Origin of the sequence: Rhizobium sp. AG207R (genome assembly GCF_027109195.1) — a bacterium.
Classification (GTDB): domain Bacteria; phylum Pseudomonadota; class Alphaproteobacteria; order Rhizobiales; family Rhizobiaceae; genus Rhizobium; species Rhizobium dioscoreae.
Genome location: NZ_JAEPVT010000001.1, coordinates 808,683 through 824,915 on the forward strand (window position 1 = coordinate 808,683; position 16,233 = coordinate 824,915).

Consider the following 16,233-nt stretch of genomic DNA (forward strand, 5'->3'; position numbering starts at 1 on the left):
CGCTTCATCAAATCCATTCGTTCATGAAAGATCGCCGCGATCAGTGCAGGCGCATCTTCGCGAAGCAGACAAAAGACATAGTAGTGTTCACATCGCGCCATTCACAATGCCGGATAAAGCGCACTCATATCCTTAAAAGGACCCTTACCCTCGGCAAGATTCGCAAAACCTCGCTCCAAAGCCGCGATGTACCAGCGCACCTGAGCGGCACCCCATTGGGCATGCGTGTAGCGGATTACAGATCGCAGATCAGATTCTGCATCCGCGGTAAGAATGTAAGCCGTCAAGCACGATCCTCGGCAATTTCCTCATCGAGGATGTCACCTACGGTTTTAGTCGACAGTTTTCCGGCGAGCCCATCATTGATGCGCGTATTCATCAACATCTTTAACTCCTCCCAGGCTCGATCTCCATCTATATCCCCGGGAAAGAGACGCTCAAGTGCATACTGTTTGATTGTCTTACCCTGCAAAGCGGCCATCGCCTTTAGGCTTTGATGTTGCTGGTCTGTCATGTCGATCGTTAAACGGCTCATCTAGCGTGCTCCTCAAGGCCCACATTAGCACATATGTGGGTACGTGACCACTGCCGTGAGGCTTATTGAAATGCACGGCGGCCGCTCCCAAGTGCTACAACCATTCCTAGAATAGGAGAATTGCTCATTCGTAACGGCGAGCAAATGATGGTACTTCGCTTGAAAAATAGCCTTGCAGCGGTTGCCTGCGCTCACCCGCGCTATACCTTGTCGATAAATATGGACGTCTGTCGTCATGGAGGAGAGCATCGTCATGCCAGCTAAGCAATGGCTGATCGGTTTTGCGGATCAATCGAAGCAGCAATGCCACGAGCAACTCCAGCGGACAATCGATGCGGCCGTGCAGGATCTCCTGCAAGATGGATCGGAACCTCAGTGCATAGCGGAAGCTCTGCTCGAAATCGCCGACAACTATTTCGATACGGTCATCGGTGACATGGAGATGACGCCTTCGACACCATTGCATTGATCTGGCATCGACCGCTTGGGGGCTACAGGTTGTTGGCCCGCGGGTTTTGTCCCACCACCTGCTCTGCGTCGACGGGCACCTCGACCAGGATGGATGAGCGACCAGGGCCGTAGCTCTCGCGCATGATCTCGGCCAGGTTGCTAAGATCCGGCGCCAGCTTGCGGCTTTCCCAACCGCATGCGCGCGCCATCGATCCAAAGTCGATGCGGTGCAGATCGCTGTGGTAGCGATCGGACGAATAGTCGGGAATGACCACGGGCAGGCCCTGCACCATGATGCCAAGCGCGCCGTTGTCCAGCACGAACAGGACGAGCCCCAATGATCGGGCTTCGGCCAGGCAACCGGCAATCAGCCGGAAGCAGCCATCACCCGTAAAAGCGAAGACCGTCGCGTCCGGTTTCGCGAGCTTAGCGCCGATTGCCACGCCGAATGCTCCGCCCATTGCCGAACCGCGATAGAGCGAATGGAAGCGGACGTCCGGATGCGGGCGCTGCGTGACATACTGACGATCCTTGTAGGCAAGGCACACATCATCGAATGCGACGCTTCCCGGCCGCCAATGACGATCGAGCTCCTGATAAAATCGGGCGATATCGATTGTGCCGGGACGTGGCGGCATGATCTCGCGATCATTAAGATCGGCCACGAAAGCCGGTGCCGGAGGGCGCGGCAGCTGAAGGTCCTCGAGCCGACCGATCGCTTCGCTCAGAACCTGATCGATCGGTCCTCGAACATCGAAATATTCGCCTCGTACGCGATGCCGAAATTCGCCTCCAACGCTGCCATAAGGGGCGGCCAGATTGGTGAAATTCCATGTCGTATGGGCAGGTATGTCCGAAAAATTAAGCGTATATTCGTCAGGGCAAAATCCGAGAGTGATGACAATATCGTCAGGGCCAAGGCTTCTCCAGAGCTGCATTGCGCGATCATTACCGCCAAATCCCAGATAGCCGAAACCGAAGACATTGTTGCGCGCCACCGCATTCGCCCCGTTTATGCTCCAGACGATCGGTGCCTGTAATGCCTTGCACAAACGTGTGGTGAGAACAGGCATATACGGATACATGGCCGCCTCTTCTCCAGCGAGCACGATCACCCGGCGCCCAGCCGATTGCCGCGGGAATTCGGCCAGAAAATGGGCGAGCGCCCCATGGTCGATCTTGTTCGGTTTATGGGGGTAGTCACCACGCCGAGGCGTATGGACCGGCTCAGGCACCATCTTTCCGAGCGCCTCCGGCGGCATCAGAAGTGCGATAGGCGAGCCCTGATCGAGATGTTTGCGGGCCTGCTCGAGTTGCTCTCCGATACGTTCCGGATCATTCAGGACGAATGTGCCTGATGGCAGCTCGGCCATCATCTGAGCCACGACGTCCGCGCCTTCCGGGCTCGTATCTTGCAGCGGCGCTCGGTATCGCGTATCCGCAGGGCTGAGAGGAATGAGATAGATTGCCGGAATATTGTGCAATTTCGCATCACTCAGGCCGCAGGTCAGCAGCCGCGTTGCGGCTCCCGTTGTCGCAATAGCCGCACCGATTTTCCCGCTCGCCAGATAGTATCCCAACGGAATAAAGCCGGCGACATACTCTCCGATATTGAAGAAAACCGGGAACTCGGCACCGTCGTCGGCAGAGACCATCGGCTCGATGTGTTTGAGCAAATGGATGACCCCTCCTCCCGTGACCCCGGCATAGTGACGCACATTCCAGGTCGCAAGCGTATCGATCAGGAATTCATATCCTGTTTTTGGCACTGCTCTCGGCTTGGCTATCCGAATGTCGCCCGCCGTTTCGACTGCAAGATCCATCGTCATTTTCTCGCTTCTCCGCTGTGACCATCGTTCCCGAATGCTGCAAACTATTGACGCGCGGTTCCCCCGGGCCGGCCGAGGTCCGCGGCAAGCGCGGTTCCGGCACATGGCCGATCCCGTTTAGACGTTCTGGAAGCAGAACTAGGCGATGTGGCTTTCCCTGGAGAGGGCTTCCATACCGACAACCGTCGCCAGAAGGTCCTCATCGCAAAGCGATGCCTTTTGATCGGCGATATCCTTGAAACGAGAGAAAGCGCGATCGAGATCGGCGTCGGAACCGAACTCGACGCCCAGCGAGCGCATGCACATGCGAAAACCGTTGCGGCCCGAATTCTTTCCGAGCACCAGCCGATACTCGTCTGCACCGACCTCCGCCGCCGTCATGATCTGATAGGTCAACGGGTTCTTCAACATGCCATCCTGGTGAATGCCGGACTGATGCGAGAAGGCATTCCTGCCGACGATCGCTTTGTTAGGCTGCACAACGAAACCCGTGATCTCCGAGACGAGCCTGGATGCGGCCGTCAAACGCCGGGTTTCAACGGAGGTTTGGCATCGGAAAAAATCCTCGCGTGTATGCAGCGCCATGACGATCTCCTCAAGCGACGCATTGCCCGCTCGCTCACCGATACCATTGATCGTGCATTCGATCTGGCGCGCGCCCTGCCGGGTCGCTTCGAGCGAGTTCGAAACAGCCATGCCCAGATCATTGTGACAATGCGCGGAGAACACGGCCTTGTCAGCGTTGGGCACGACATCGCGCAGATAGGTGAATAGCTTGCCGTATTCGTAAGGCGTGGCGTAGCCGACCGTATCAGGCAGGCTGACCGTGGTCGCGCCGGCTTTGATCACCTGTTCCACGAAACGGGCAAGAAATTCGGGCTCCGATCGGCTCGCGTCCTCGCAGGAAAACTCGATATCCTCGGAATAACGTCGCGCGTGGGCCACCGCGCGAACGGCATGTTCGAGCACGTTTTCCGGTGTCATTTGCAACTTGTATTTCATGTGAATGGGTGAGGTCGCCAGCACGATATGGATACGGGACGATGCCGCACCGGAAACAGCCTCCGCCGTCAGATCGATATCGCGCTCGACCGCGCGGCTCAGGCTGCAAATCGTGCTGTCCTTCACGACACTCGCCACGGCCTTGATCGCGTCGAACTCGCCTGGACTGGAGACGGCAAAGCCGGCCTCGATCACGTCGACTTTCAGGCCTTCGAGCATAAGCGCGATCTCGACCTTTTCCCCGGCGTCGAGGTTGATGCCGGGGCTTTGCTCGCCATCACGCAGAGTGGTGTCAAAGATTATGATCTTTTCAGTGTTCATGCGACTCTCCCGATCAATTGAAGCATCGGCTTTGCCGAATTCCTAAGGCTGGCTGTATGGCACTACACACAAGTCATGGATGACCGATGCCTCGGGCGCGTTTCATGCCTGCGGCGAAAATCCATCATCGGATGCAAGTCTCGTCGGATCTGATCCTGATCGCCCCTGGCGTTGCCGGCATGCTGGAAACCGGGCAAAGCGCTTCACGCTTTGGTCGGTATCCAAGCCTGCGCCGTCGGCGAAATTTCGCAATTCTTGGTGTACGCGTCCCATCCAGATGCCTGGCTTTCGATCTGCAGTGATATCCGTGTCTCCGGGCGGCGGCGGCGTCGGAGCGGGATGCAGTCCAGCATGCATGTGATCGGAAGGGAGCTCCGTCCCCGCGCGGGGGCGGCGGGCATCTGGCCGTTGCAGGACAGTCCAGGCCATCTCTATTTTCGGAGCAAAAATTTCAAAACCTGAGAATTGAATGTCCATAGTGCACCGAATGGTTACCACGGCGAGGATGGCTGCATTCGAGGCGGCGGTATTTTAGAAAACTATGGACTATTCTTAGGAAATTACGGCTTTTTGCTTAGTGATAGACACGTGTCGCCAGTTTGCCACACTTGTTTCTGCCAGCAGGCATTTCAATGATATGCTGACGGTTGGCACCTACCCCCGCAGCTCTTCGGCAGCATCCCACACGTCGACGACTACCTGCACCCGCGCGCCTATTGGCGGATCTTGTTCATGCCCCCCACCCCGCTGGTGCGCACACAAGGTACTTTCGCCAGTTTCCATGCTAGGCTGCCATTGATTTGGACCGGAGCACCAAACTCGGTCGACGATCTTCTCAAACTTTGCCGTTCGGAGGAGCTTACGAAGTGACGCAGACGCGGGAGTTGGTCGACTGGATCATAGCCATGGGCCTGACCAGCGACAGCATCGAAGAGATCCTTACCGGAGTTTCAGAACGGCTGACCAGGCTCGACTATCCACTCGTTAGGGCGTCCATAGCCATGCCGTCCATCGATCCACTTCAAAAGGGCTCTTCTATTTCCTGGTCGCGGTCGTCGAGCATCTCTCTCGAAATACAAGAGCACGGCGAAGCGGGTGACGCGATGTTTCGCCGCTCGCCTATTTCATATCTTCTTTCACGAGAGCTGGATGTTGGGCGCTGGAGACTGCCGCCCGGCGGTGACGCAGCCGGGTTCCCGCTGCTAAACGAACTCTCCGATCTTGGGGCAACCGATTACCTGGTGAAACTTGCCCGGTTTCCCGGGGGAACCGCGCTGGGCGGCATCGGCTTCTCATTGGCTGTCGATAACCCGGAGGGGTTCTCCGACGGCCAGATTGCCGCCCTGGATGAATTTTTACCGGCTCTCGCCCTCGCCTGCTGCCGCATCGCGGCGATGCGTGTGGCGACCGACATGCTGGCCGTTTACACTGGAGTACGCACGAGCGGCCGCATTCTCAGCGGCCAGACACGGCGCGGCAACGGTGATGCCATCCATGCCGCCATCCTGCTTGCGGACCTGAAGAATTTCACGGCGCTAAACGAAGGTTTTCCGCCAGAGCGTATCGTCGGTTGGCTGAACGAGCATTTCGATGCGATCGGCGGGCCAGTCGAGCAATTCGGCGGCGAGATCCTCAAATTCATGGGCGATAGCCTGCTTGCAATCTTCCCGACCGATATTGAAGATCCGGCCAACGCGTGTGAAAGGGCCCTGTCCGCGGCGAAGATGGCAATCGAGGCGAATGCGGCGGTCAACCGGGCACGCATGGTTTCCGAGGAACCACAGCTCCTCGTCGATATCGTTCTGCATATCGGAGACGTATTCTACGGAAACGTCGGAGCTGCCCGCAGACTTGATTTCACGGCAATCGGCAGAGCTGTCAACGAGGCGGCCCGGATGGAAAAGTTGTGCGATACGGTCCAACGCAGCGTGTTGGCCTCCGAACTATTCGCTTCGCAGGTCCAAGACGGATTTGAACGGCTCGGGATTTTCACGTTGAAGGGTGTAAGCCAGCCCGCCGCGGTTTACGGTCTGCCGGGTGAGCCAAACTGTTAACTATCACCTCGATGCGCCCTTTCTACCGCGTCCGCACGTTTCCCTACCAACGCTTCGAGCGCGATCTCAAGCTACTGCGAATTAGTTCCGCCGGGCGAGGCTTCCTCACATATCACTTTTCCACCGTCCTGGCTCCGCATACCGGTTTGGCCCACTTGCTGCCTGGTATCCGGCAAAAAACCAGCGAGCAACTGCGCAAGTCGTTCTTTCGACATCGGCGGGGCGGATAAGCGCATGACAAGCCTCCTTTTTGGTGTCGCGATCGTGCCAATGCATGCTCATGGGAGCAACGGTGACGCGGGATCATCCCCAAATAATTTCAGCTGGAAGTATTTTCAGTCGATCTGAACAGCGTACGAGTTCAAGAGCAATCCGGTTCTGGTTGCAAAATGAGTGGCCTCCGTATGCCGATCCGCTCAATGCTCAAGCCGGAGTTGCCCCGTGAAACGGCGATTGCGCTCGGCCTCGAGCCGATGGTCAACCGGCTCCTTGCTCCGCGTCATTCACCGCCAACCTGGCGAGAGCGAGCGCCGCCTCTCGCGTTTTGGCGGCGGCGATAAAGCGGCCGTTGTGGCAGAAACTTGCGCCCTCAATACCGGTCGCCATCTCCAGGTCGCGGCCGCTCAACCCGGCCCAGCCCACCGGAAGATCGGCTCGCAGTTCGAATCCTTCCTCGGCGCGGCGAATTCCCGTCAGGCACCAGTCGGCCTCGCGCGGATGGACCACGAACAGGAGATGATCGGCACCCGCCTTCACGATCGCCGAACGAAACGGCATGCCCATCGGCAGTTCGAGAACACGGCTCTCGCCGGCTGACGCAATCGCCTGCAGCACCAGAGTTTCGGCACGCAGTTTCGCATGGAGCCCGGCAATCTTCGCTTCGACGAAATTGCGGGCGATCGCAACGGCGGCGTGGAATGCCCGATCGGTCGCCTCCAGGTCCGCGTCGTCGAAGACGGGCTTCAATGTTTCGAGCAACGACGGCAGGGTCAACCCAGCCAGCAGGCCGGCGCTATCCGGGCTGAGCGCACCATTGTCGACCAAGTCGATCGGCAGGACGAAGCCGGCATCGAAAGCCGTATGCACGGTTTCGACAAAGCCGCTTGGGACCAAGAGGGCTGTCAGGTAATCGCGACCGAAATGTTTCCAGATCAACCCGAACGAACTGAAGGGCTGATCATCGTCGCGTCGCGGTGCGCCGCGCTGGTGATGATCGAAAATCCCGGCAGTCGCATCATAAGCGCCGCCGACATCATAGACGATGCGATCGACACCGGGCGTGATCCATTCCGGCGTCCTGCTGCGAACCAGGCGGGCATCAGGGAAAAGCCGCGTGAGAATGACGCTGGACAACACTTCGTCGGCATGGAAGCCGCCGGAATGGGTGACGAGGAAATTGGGAGCCATACGGCCGGGACCTTACTATTCGCGAATTGGACGGACAGGCAGATAACCGGATTTGCGCGTCATCTCAACCGGCAAAGCGATTAGGGGATCCGATAATTGCATGGCCGCATTCGGCTCGGGAATGGCGCGATGATCGGCGAAAGAAGATTCCCATTGCTTCATGGCGCCCGAGCGCGCGACCGATCTTTTCAATCGAGAGCAAGGTGATTTTACTTCGTCGCTCCAGCCGTCAGGCCTGTGATGAGTTTCCGTTGGAAGAACATATAGGCAAGAATGAGCGGTCCGATAACGATGACAGCGCCCGCCGTCAACACAGGCGTATTGACCGTATAACGTCCCTGGAAAAATAACATACCAATTGGCAGGGTTCGGTAGTTATCGTCATTGACGAGAACAAGCGGAATAAGAAACTCGTTCCATGTCCAAATAAACAGGAACAATGCCAGTGTGGACATCGACGGCAGCATCAAAGGTACGATAACTTTTGAAAGAATATATCTTCTGGATGCTCCATCGAGAACCGCTGCTTCTATGATTTCCGATGGCAGTTGTTGCATCGCGCTAGCCATGAACATGGTGGCGAAAGGCAGAGACATGGCAATTTGGGGAAGGATCAGCGCAGCATAGGTGTTTATGAGGCCGACATAGCGCATTTCATAGTAGAGTGGAATAATGAAGGCTTCGGTCGGCACCATCATTCCAACAGTTAAAAGGACGAAAATGGTGCGCCTGAACGGAAAGGTCAGGAACGCGAATCCGAATCCCGTCAGCGTGCCAAGTATGATGCTAACCACGACAACGGGGAAAACAATCATGACGGAATTCAGGAAATAGACATTAAACCGGCCATCGATCCAAGCATTTGCATAGTTCTCGAAATGCGGATAGGCTGGCAATACGAATGCGCCTTGTATCAGATCGGCACGGCTCTTCAGAGACGTAAGTATCAGAAGGGCAAAGGGAACAATCGCCAAGACCGCGAACAGCCAAAGAATGATACGTGAGGGTAGCACCGCACCTATCGTATGAAAATCTCTGCTCACGTTGCACTCCCTTCATTCACAGGGCGCACCAGCCGGTGAACGGCATAGTTGATAGTAAAGACGAGAATCGCACCGATGATGGCAACGGCCGAAGCATATCCATAACGATTCAGTTGAAATCCAAGCTCATACATATAAATGTTGGGAACAAGTGTGGCGTTGGCCGGACCGCCTCGAGTCATCGTAAAGATCAGATCAAAACTCTTGATCGAGGAAATGATCGTGAGAAGGAGCGCGATGCGTATTTCCGGCAGCAGGAGCGGCAGTGTAATGAAGAAGAATATCCTACTTCCGCTGGCACCATCGACTCTCGCCGCTTCAAACAGCGCAGGATCGATCCGCTGGATGCCGGAGAGAAACAACACCATGCAGAAACCGAAGAAATACCAGCTCGCAACAATGCCGACCGCTGGTAGGACAAACGTGAAATCGCCGAGCCAGGGCAGAGCGATGGAACCCAGGCCAACCAGCTTTAACGCCTGGTTGATCGGACCAAAAGCGGGATTGTAAAGCCAGTGCCAAATGATGCCAAGCACGGCGGTGGGCATGATATAGGGTAGGAATAGCAGTGTCCGCAGCGCGAACTGCTCCCGCTGCCTAAACGTCCAAACCATCGCGGCAAGTGACAGACCAACGACAATCGGGATGACACAGTAAAACACCATGAAGAGAGCATTGTTTTTCAATGCAACATAGAAAGTTTCATCCAAAAACAATTTTACATAATTGCCAAGACCGATCCAATTGGGCGGGCTGATCCCATTCCATTCAGTGAAACTGATACCGATTGCCGCGACAATAGGACCAAGAATGAGAGCAAAATAGAGCAGTAAGCCAGGCAGAATGTAGATGAGATTTCTACTGGCCTTCGCGTCAAGTGGTGAGCGTTTCATGCACCATCTCGTGGACATGCCAGAGGTCGAATGCTGCCGCTCTGGCCGTGATCAGGATAGACGTACCGAAGTTTCCCGCCGCTGCCTTTCTTCGATCGAGTAGCGCGGCGGGATTGGCTTGTTCGCCGGCAATCACTTGCTCTTCATGTAGGCGGCGTAGTCCGCGTCGAGCTTGGCGATCAGCTCTTCAGGCGTTTCCTTGTTCGCAAGCAGCAGGGGCGTGTTTTCATCAAACGTCTTGAGCATGGTTGGGCTGGCCCAATCGGGATAATGCCCGAGTGCATTGTCATCGTTCAATGATTTCCAGATCGCGATGCCCTCCTTCAGGAGCGGGGACGCGTTAACCCCGGCGTCTGCCGGAACAGGGGTGGCGGGCAGATAGCCGGCGCGGGCCCAGGTCACGGATGCGTCCTTGGAGACCATGTAGTTGATGTACTCGCCGGCGAGGTCCTTCATTTTGTCGCTCTTGGCCAGGCTGGTGATCGCCCAGGCAAGGTCGACGCCGCCAACCGAAAGCGGATGCTTGATACCGGCGGGCGCCGGGATGGGCATGAAATGGATATCGGGATTGTTCTGCATATCGCCGAAGTACCAGGTGCCCGAAATCAGGAAGGCCCCTTGGCCGGCGACAAAAAGCTGAACGGCATCATCGCCCGAGATGCCCTGGTAACCATCTGAGAAATAGCCGTTTGTTGCCCATTTCTGTACAAGTTTCACCGATTCCAGATTGCCGGGCGTATTCCATGTGCCGCCGCGGCCATAGATCAGGTCATCGAGCGCCTTTCGATCCGAAGCATCGATATGCGCCTGGCTGATCCCGGCCAACATATGGAGCGCCAGATGGCCCTTGGCTGTACCGATTGTCAGCGGCGCGCTGCCTGCCGCCTTGACCTTATCGAGAGCGGCAAGGAAATCGTCGAAGTTCTTGATCGGAAGTTCGACGCCAGCGGCTTTAAGAACCTTTTCATTGTAATACAGGCCGACGATTTCGGCGAGCGACGAGATGCCATAGGTCTCACCGACACCGAACTCGCCCTTGCTCGACCAGCGGTCACGCGCCAGGAGACTATCGGACTGGTTTTTATCCCATCCATATTTCTTGAGGTAGTTATCGACAGGAACGAGAAGGTTTTCCTTCACCATCGCGCCCATCGCGCCGGCTCCCTGGTTGACCTTAGTCACCACCGGACCATCGCCAGACGAAACGGCGAGCTTAAGCGTGAGATTGAGGTCCTGGAAATCGCGTACGGTGTGATCAAGCTTAACGTCGGGATGCGCCTTCTGGAAATTGGCGTTGAGTTCGGTCATCACGGCGGCTCTCGACTCAGAATCGTGGTCGTCCCAAACCGTGAGCGTCTCGGCAAAGACGGTTGTCGACATGCCGATGCCAATGAAGACGGATGCCGCCAAAATTCCTGTCTTCTTCAGAATGGATGCTGCATTGGTGGAGATGAAATCGCTAAACATTGATTGGTTCCCTCTAGCTGCGTTTTGGCAGTTTCTATCGATTCCAACCGGCTGATCTTGCTAAGACGCGCCGAATGTCTTGCATTGTCGGGCCTTTACTGGACCGACGAATTTCCTTATTCTTTTCCAAAATCTGCGGGTTTGGCCCTCAGATGCAGTCCCTCAAACTTCCCAGTTTTACCGCCGCCTGACGTCAGTTCTCACCGAGCAGCGGCCAGCAGATCGATGATGCCATGCCTCCCAAGATCGACGATTATTTCATCCGCCCGGCCACTGAGGACGACGTTGACGCCCTCTTTCACATTTGCCTGGTCACGGCTGATGCAGGGGCCGACGCGAGTGCGCTTTACAGCAATCCGCGCCTTCCCGGCTACGTATGGGCCGTGCCTTATCTCAAATTCGCTCCGGAGTTTGCGTTCGTTCTTGCCAGGCACGATCGGGTGGTCGGCTATGTTGTCGGTACGCCGGATACCGCGGGCTTTGACACAGTGCTCCGCAGAGATTGGTGGCCGGTTGTTCGACGCGAGACCGCTGGCCTGATACCCAAGACGGAAAAAGACGCCGATGTTCTGGAGCGAATAGCCAATCCTCACAGCGGCACGCCGGGCCTTGAAGAGACCTACCCCGCGCATCTTCACATCAATATTCTGCCTGAAGCCCAATCGGGCGGATGGGGACGGCTGATGATCAAGACCATGCTCGAAGCCCTCACGGCGTATGGCGCACCTGGCGTCCATCTTGGTGTCAGCCCCGCGAACGAGCGCGCCAAGGGATTTTACCGGCATCTCGGTTTCGAAGAACTCAGCCAAAACGGTAACCTCGCCTTCGTCATGAGATTGGACAAGCCGGTAGCCTAAGGAAAATCCGGCCCATCCGCTCATTACCTATTCTCCGCGTTCGCAGCCTCTAGGCCATATTTAAGAACAACAGCCGCCGGCATCGCACTCCATCCCTGCAGAAGGGAACCGCGTCCGTAGGGCGGCGAGAAATATTCGACCGCACCGGCCCATCCATTTGCGAGGCAGGTTTCCCACCAGCGTATAAGCGCATAACGCGCTCCACCGAGACCGTGGCGTATTCTTTCTTCCGCATAGACGCCGTCCCAATAGGGCCAATCCGATCCATTATGATAGCGAAAGGGGAACGCGGTCTTTGATCTTACATCACTCGCCCGTTTAAATGGCGGAAACGCGCAAAGGACGCCCCAATCGCCATAGGGCTGTTTCGTATTGTTTCGAGCCTCCAGAGCTCCTTCCATCGCCTTCAGGAGACCAATCGCGCGCGTTCGCGAAATCGCCCCATAACGGGAGAGTGTCAGACTGTCGAGCACGAGATGATCCTCGACAAATCCATCAGAAGTGATGAAATCGGCGTAACCGTTCCTGCTCGGGACAAAAAGCTTGTCCTCGATTTCGGCGCGAGCGGACAGCGCTATTTCGCTTGCCTTCCGCGCCAATGCGGGATCATGCCCGGCTCCCAGTTTAGCCACCGCATCCAGCGCGCCGACAAAAAGGCCGAGATTGTAGGAGACGAGACCTTCCCGGTAGACATTGTCCGCCCAGTCCCTGTCGTTTCGCGGCTTCAGCGGCAATACGCTGCCAGGGCCAGCGAGGGCCAGGTATCGTTCAACGATTGCGGTGACAAGCGGCCAGTGCCGCAATGCTTCCGCCGTATCCCCGGTCGCGTCCACATAATCGACGAGAAAGAGGATGAAGAAAAGCGGGCTGTCAAAATGATCGCTCCACCAATCACCTGGACGATTGTGATGCTCCGGAGCAGCCTTGCCACGATATTTTTCGGGATTTTGTTTGGCATCAAGAACGAAGTTCTGCCAGGCACGAGATTGCGCCGGTCCGGTCAATATCACGCCGCTTGGCGCCTCTCCATCAGGCTGAATTCCCTTGGCCAAAAGTCGAATTTCATCGCGTACCGCCTCCGGCGCAAGCTTCAGCAGCATTTGCATCGTCCAGTAGCCATCGCGATAATAGGTGCGCGCGGGCGCGCTATAGGCCTGACCCGCGGCTAGGCCGGCGAACACACCGTTCTCGTCCAGTCGAATGCTGGAAAGCGCGGCATGCGTGCCTTGAATCACCATGCTGCGCATCACGGGATCGGCATCGGGCGCGACGTCGCACCGGGCGACATAATTCGCCGCTTCTGCCAAGATAGCGTCGCTGGCAAGGCTCAATGCGGCTTCAGCCTCCTCTTCCGAGGCCCCGGCCGCGACGCGGATATCTCCGTCGCCAACCTCGACGATCATCACACCCCAGCCACTCACGACGATACGGCGACTATCGCGTTTGATGATCTTGGTTCGCTGACTGTCCTCATCGATCTCATGCCACCAGGCACCCCGACGAGCCGGATGGATTCCTTCCAGGCGGGCATTGCGGATCAGAAGGATGGGCTTTGACTGGGCGACGAAGATGCCACCTGCTTCGGCGGTGACCCTGTTTGGACCGTAAACGTAAGGTCCGGCAAGTTTGGAAAAACGTATTCGTCCAAGACGGCCGCTTCCCCAAAGAGCGAGATCAAGATACCCGTCGGGATGCGCGTCCGCCTGCAGTCGAGGCGCCATGATCGGCAGAATGACCGGGTGCTTGGTTGTGATTTCGCCTTGGGATGTGGGGGTCATCATGGCAAATCCAGCACCTTTCAACGCGCGGTGTCAGAGATGGGATCAAGCGTGAGATCCAGATTGCAATATCCAGTACACTCGCCGGAATGGAGCGTCACGAAGTCCTCGGCGAATGCGGGATTACACATCCTTTGACCTCGCTTTCATTACCCCTCCGCAACTTGCTCAGCCATTGGGCAAGTCTACAAATTGGGCGCTTAATTTGTCAATGACATGGACAAATTAAATGGTTTTGTTTAGCCAACTCACGGAGATTCACTTGAATTTTGCGATATTCCAGCCGAAGCTAGCGCAGCCACGCGCGAGGTTGGATGAATTAGGAAAAGGTCCCGAACTAATTAGAGGCAGAGCCCGAGCCAGCACTGATGCCAAATGCGACCCAGACACCGATAGCGCGAAAAATTTCAACAAATTCCGTCATTCGGACCATACTTGCAAAAGGCCCTATTTCCCGCGCGGATATCGCCAAGCAAACGGGCTTGTCCAAGCAAACGATTTCCGACGTCGTTCGCAATCTCGAAAATAATGGTTGGTTGAAGCCGACTGGATACACCGATGGGCGCCTGGGGCGAACCGCAATAACCTACGAGCTCGATGCAAGTGCCGGTTTCGCTGCATCGATCGATCTAGGCGGAACCAAAATCGCGGCTGTCATCTGCGATCTGGTTGGAAATATCGTTGCTGAAACCAAGGTGCCGACAAGCTCGCGCGGCGGGGTTCATCTCGTTGATCAATTCCACGCCATTGTACAGGACCTCGCCGGGGGTGCCGGCATCGATCTCTCGAAATTGCGCGTCATAGTGCTGGCGACCCCAGGCGTGCTTGATCCGACCACCGGACATATCAATGTCGCCCCGAACATCCCCGGAGTCGAAACGATTGACTTGCGCCGGCTCCTGAGCGACCGGATGGCAATCCCGGTCATCATTGAGAACGACGTCAATCTTGCCGCGCAAGGAGAGCGATGGCGAGGGCACGGCGCCACATCGGATAATTTTGCCTTCGTGGCTGTAGGCACCGGTATCGGCATGGGCATTATTGCAAATGGTAGCCTCATGCGCGGCGCACGCGGTGCCGCGGGGGAGATCGCCTATCTGCCTCTCGGCGGCGAGCCATTTGATCCGAGCGGCTTTACTCTTGGTACCCTTGAAAGCGCCGTGGGTAGTGCGGCGATGGTGCGGCGCTATTCCGGATATGGTGGGCAGAGCGACGCAACAGTCGCGGATCTTTTTTCGGCTCTGGTGGCTGGCGAGCCGGCCGCCGTTGCTGTGATTGAGGAAACTTCGCGATCGATTGCACTTGCCATTGCCGCGATCGGTGCGACCCTCGATCCGGAACTGGTGATCATGGGCGGCAGTATCGGCGCGCGCCCCGAACTTGTTGAAGCCATTCGCAGGTATCTGCCACGTTGTACGCCTTACCCACCTCGCATCGAGATTAGTCACCTTGGCAATCGGGCGGCCCTGGTCGGCGGCATCGGCATCGCAGTCGAGCACATGCACCAGGAGCTGTTCGGTGTTGATTTACAAGATTCATGAGATGGGCATCGTATCGCGCAAGCGAATTGCTTGGAGACAAATTCAACAGGCAGAGTTTAAAGATAGCAGGCTGCCGGACAACTGGCCTCAAGGAGTATATGAACAATCGGGAATGCGCGGCAGATGCTCGACTTACGTGAATGGAATGCGACTATTCCACAAGCAATTCGTCTGGAGCGATGACCTTGCCGACGGCGCAGTAACCACGATGCCCTCCGTCCGTCGGCGCATGAGCGAGAGTGCGATCCAGTAAACCGATTGCGGCCGCGATCTGCTCCTCGACGTCGCGCAGCAAATCGCGGGCTTCTCAGTGCAATTCCCTTCTCTTCCTGGGCCTGGCGCCCATCAGAGTATCCGCTCCAGAGCTGTTCAAGTCTCGAGAGCTGGCGCTCGCATCAGGCTGCCTGAGCCGCTGTTAACCGCTGCGCAACTCGTGCCACCCGCTCTCCGTAGATGCGGGCGGTTTCGAGATCGCCGCTCGACATTTCACTTGGGGCTGCGTCGGCATCGGACTGCGCCATGGGCGCGATGTACGACCCCATCCTGTTCGCATCGTCTCGTTTCGACGCCTTCACATTTGCCGGCTTCATCCCCAGGCTGACCCAAAGACCGCCGTGCTGTCCCGCCAGAAGCACGAAGTATTCGAGGGTGTTGAGCTTGTCGCCGTTCAAACTGGCGCTGTTGGTGAAACCTCCGAAAACCTTGTCCTGCCATTTGTTGGCAAACCAGGCCTTCGAAGACGTATCGGCAAACTTCTTAAACTGCCAGCTCGGGCCGCCCATGTAGGTTGGCGACCCGAAAATGATGGCGTCCGCGGCATCCAACGCGGCCCATCCCTCATCTGAAAGATTGCCATCGGCGTCAATGGCGTAAAGCACGCCTCCTGCCCCTTCCGCGACGGCCTGAGCCATCCGTTGGGTGTGACCGTAACCGGAGTGATAGACGACGACTGTATTGGCTTTGCGATGTGACATGATGGTCTGGCCTCCTTGGGGCCGTTGCTTTACACCGTCCGAAGGCGATTTCGCTCCGTACGGCACTTTCCTTCGGAAGAGT

General features: G+C 56.8%; 14 protein-coding genes. 4 read left to right on the forward strand and 10 right to left on the reverse strand.

The features are described 5' to 3' along the window. Positions 1 to 101: 101 nt before the first annotated feature. Both JJQ51_RS32900 and JJQ51_RS03585 read right to left on the reverse strand, forming a co-directional pair. Positions 102 to 287 carry a type II toxin-antitoxin system RelE/ParE family toxin gene (locus tag JJQ51_RS32900; RefSeq protein WP_442966493.1) on the reverse strand — a complete coding sequence of 62 codons (186 nt, stop codon included), beginning with the start codon at positions 285 to 287 and terminating at the stop codon, positions 102 to 104. Next, positions 284 to 535, reverse strand: coding sequence for an antitoxin (locus JJQ51_RS03585; protein WP_069615183.1), 252 nt, complete (start codon positions 533 to 535; stop codon positions 284 to 286). The genes JJQ51_RS32900 and JJQ51_RS03585 overlap by 4 nt, the downstream gene beginning before the upstream one ends. Before the next feature lie 253 nt (positions 536 to 788). On the opposite strand from JJQ51_RS03585, the gene JJQ51_RS03590 reads away from it, so the two are divergent. After that, a complete protein-coding gene (locus tag JJQ51_RS03590; RefSeq protein ID WP_113391713.1) occupies positions 789 to 1,004 on the forward strand; it encodes a hypothetical protein in 216 nt (71 codons plus the stop codon). Positions 1,005 to 1,026: 22 nt separating this feature from the next. Here the strand turns inward: JJQ51_RS03590 and JJQ51_RS03595 are convergent, their stop codons facing one another. Together JJQ51_RS03595 and JJQ51_RS03600 are read right to left on the reverse strand one after the other, a co-directional pair. Then, positions 1,027 to 2,814 (reverse strand): thiamine pyrophosphate-dependent enzyme, encoded by a 1,788-nt coding sequence (locus tag JJQ51_RS03595; protein WP_113395085.1) that lies wholly within the window; start codon positions 2,812 to 2,814, stop codon positions 1,027 to 1,029. A gap of 138 nt (positions 2,815 to 2,952) precedes the next feature. Next, entirely contained in the window at positions 2,953 to 4,137 is a 1,185-nt protein-coding gene (locus tag JJQ51_RS03600) for a 2-isopropylmalate synthase (protein ID WP_145321428.1), read from the reverse strand. An 866-nt stretch (positions 4,138 to 5,003) separates the two neighbouring features. Here JJQ51_RS03600 and JJQ51_RS03605 point away from each other — a divergent pair. Beyond that, a complete protein-coding gene (locus JJQ51_RS03605) occupies positions 5,004 to 6,191 on the forward strand; it encodes an adenylate/guanylate cyclase domain-containing protein (RefSeq protein ID WP_152095128.1) in 1,188 nt (395 codons plus the stop codon). A gap of 477 nt (positions 6,192 to 6,668) precedes the next feature. On the opposite strand, the gene JJQ51_RS03610 is transcribed toward JJQ51_RS03605, so the two are convergent. From JJQ51_RS03610 to JJQ51_RS03625, 4 genes are all read right to left on the reverse strand, one after another. Continuing rightward, positions 6,669 to 7,598, reverse strand: coding sequence for an MYG1 family protein (locus JJQ51_RS03610; RefSeq protein ID WP_269244323.1), 930 nt, complete (start codon positions 7,596 to 7,598; stop codon positions 6,669 to 6,671). Between the two features lie 209 nt (positions 7,599 to 7,807). After that, positions 7,808 to 8,641 (reverse strand): carbohydrate ABC transporter permease, encoded by an 834-nt coding sequence (locus JJQ51_RS03615; RefSeq protein ID WP_113331154.1) that lies wholly within the window; start codon positions 8,639 to 8,641, stop codon positions 7,808 to 7,810. Further along, positions 8,638 to 9,534, reverse strand: a complete 897-nt coding sequence (locus JJQ51_RS03620) for a carbohydrate ABC transporter permease (RefSeq protein ID WP_269244324.1) — start codon at positions 9,532 to 9,534, stop codon at positions 8,638 to 8,640. The genes JJQ51_RS03615 and JJQ51_RS03620 overlap by 4 nt, the downstream gene beginning before the upstream one ends. 132 nt (positions 9,535 to 9,666) lie before the next feature. Continuing rightward, positions 9,667 to 11,001, reverse strand: a complete 1,335-nt coding sequence (locus tag JJQ51_RS03625) for an extracellular solute-binding protein (protein WP_113331156.1) — start codon at positions 10,999 to 11,001, stop codon at positions 9,667 to 9,669. Between the two features lie 233 nt (positions 11,002 to 11,234). Between JJQ51_RS03625 and JJQ51_RS03630 the strand changes: the two genes are divergently transcribed. Then, on the forward strand, positions 11,235 to 11,858 hold the full coding sequence (locus JJQ51_RS03630) for a GNAT family N-acetyltransferase (RefSeq protein ID WP_113388751.1): 624 nt from the start codon (positions 11,235 to 11,237) through the stop codon (positions 11,856 to 11,858). A 23-nt stretch (positions 11,859 to 11,881) separates the two neighbouring features. Here JJQ51_RS03630 and JJQ51_RS03635 read toward each other — a convergent pair whose 3' ends face one another. Further along, the gene (locus JJQ51_RS03635; RefSeq protein WP_371864846.1) at positions 11,882 to 13,636 is read right to left on the reverse strand and encodes a glycogen debranching protein; all 1,755 of its coding nucleotides are present in this window, start codon (positions 13,634 to 13,636) and stop codon (positions 11,882 to 11,884) included. A gap of 368 nt (positions 13,637 to 14,004) precedes the next feature. Between JJQ51_RS03635 and JJQ51_RS03640 the strand changes: the two genes are divergently transcribed. Continuing rightward, on the forward strand, positions 14,005 to 15,177 hold the full coding sequence (locus JJQ51_RS03640) for an ROK family transcriptional regulator (protein ID WP_269244325.1): 1,173 nt from the start codon (positions 14,005 to 14,007) through the stop codon (positions 15,175 to 15,177). 395 nt (positions 15,178 to 15,572) lie between these two features. On the opposite strand, the gene JJQ51_RS03645 is transcribed toward JJQ51_RS03640, so the two are convergent. Continuing rightward, on the reverse strand, positions 15,573 to 16,151 hold the full coding sequence (locus JJQ51_RS03645) for a flavodoxin family protein (protein WP_269244326.1): 579 nt from the start codon (positions 16,149 to 16,151) through the stop codon (positions 15,573 to 15,575). Positions 16,152 to 16,233 lie beyond the last annotated feature (82 nt).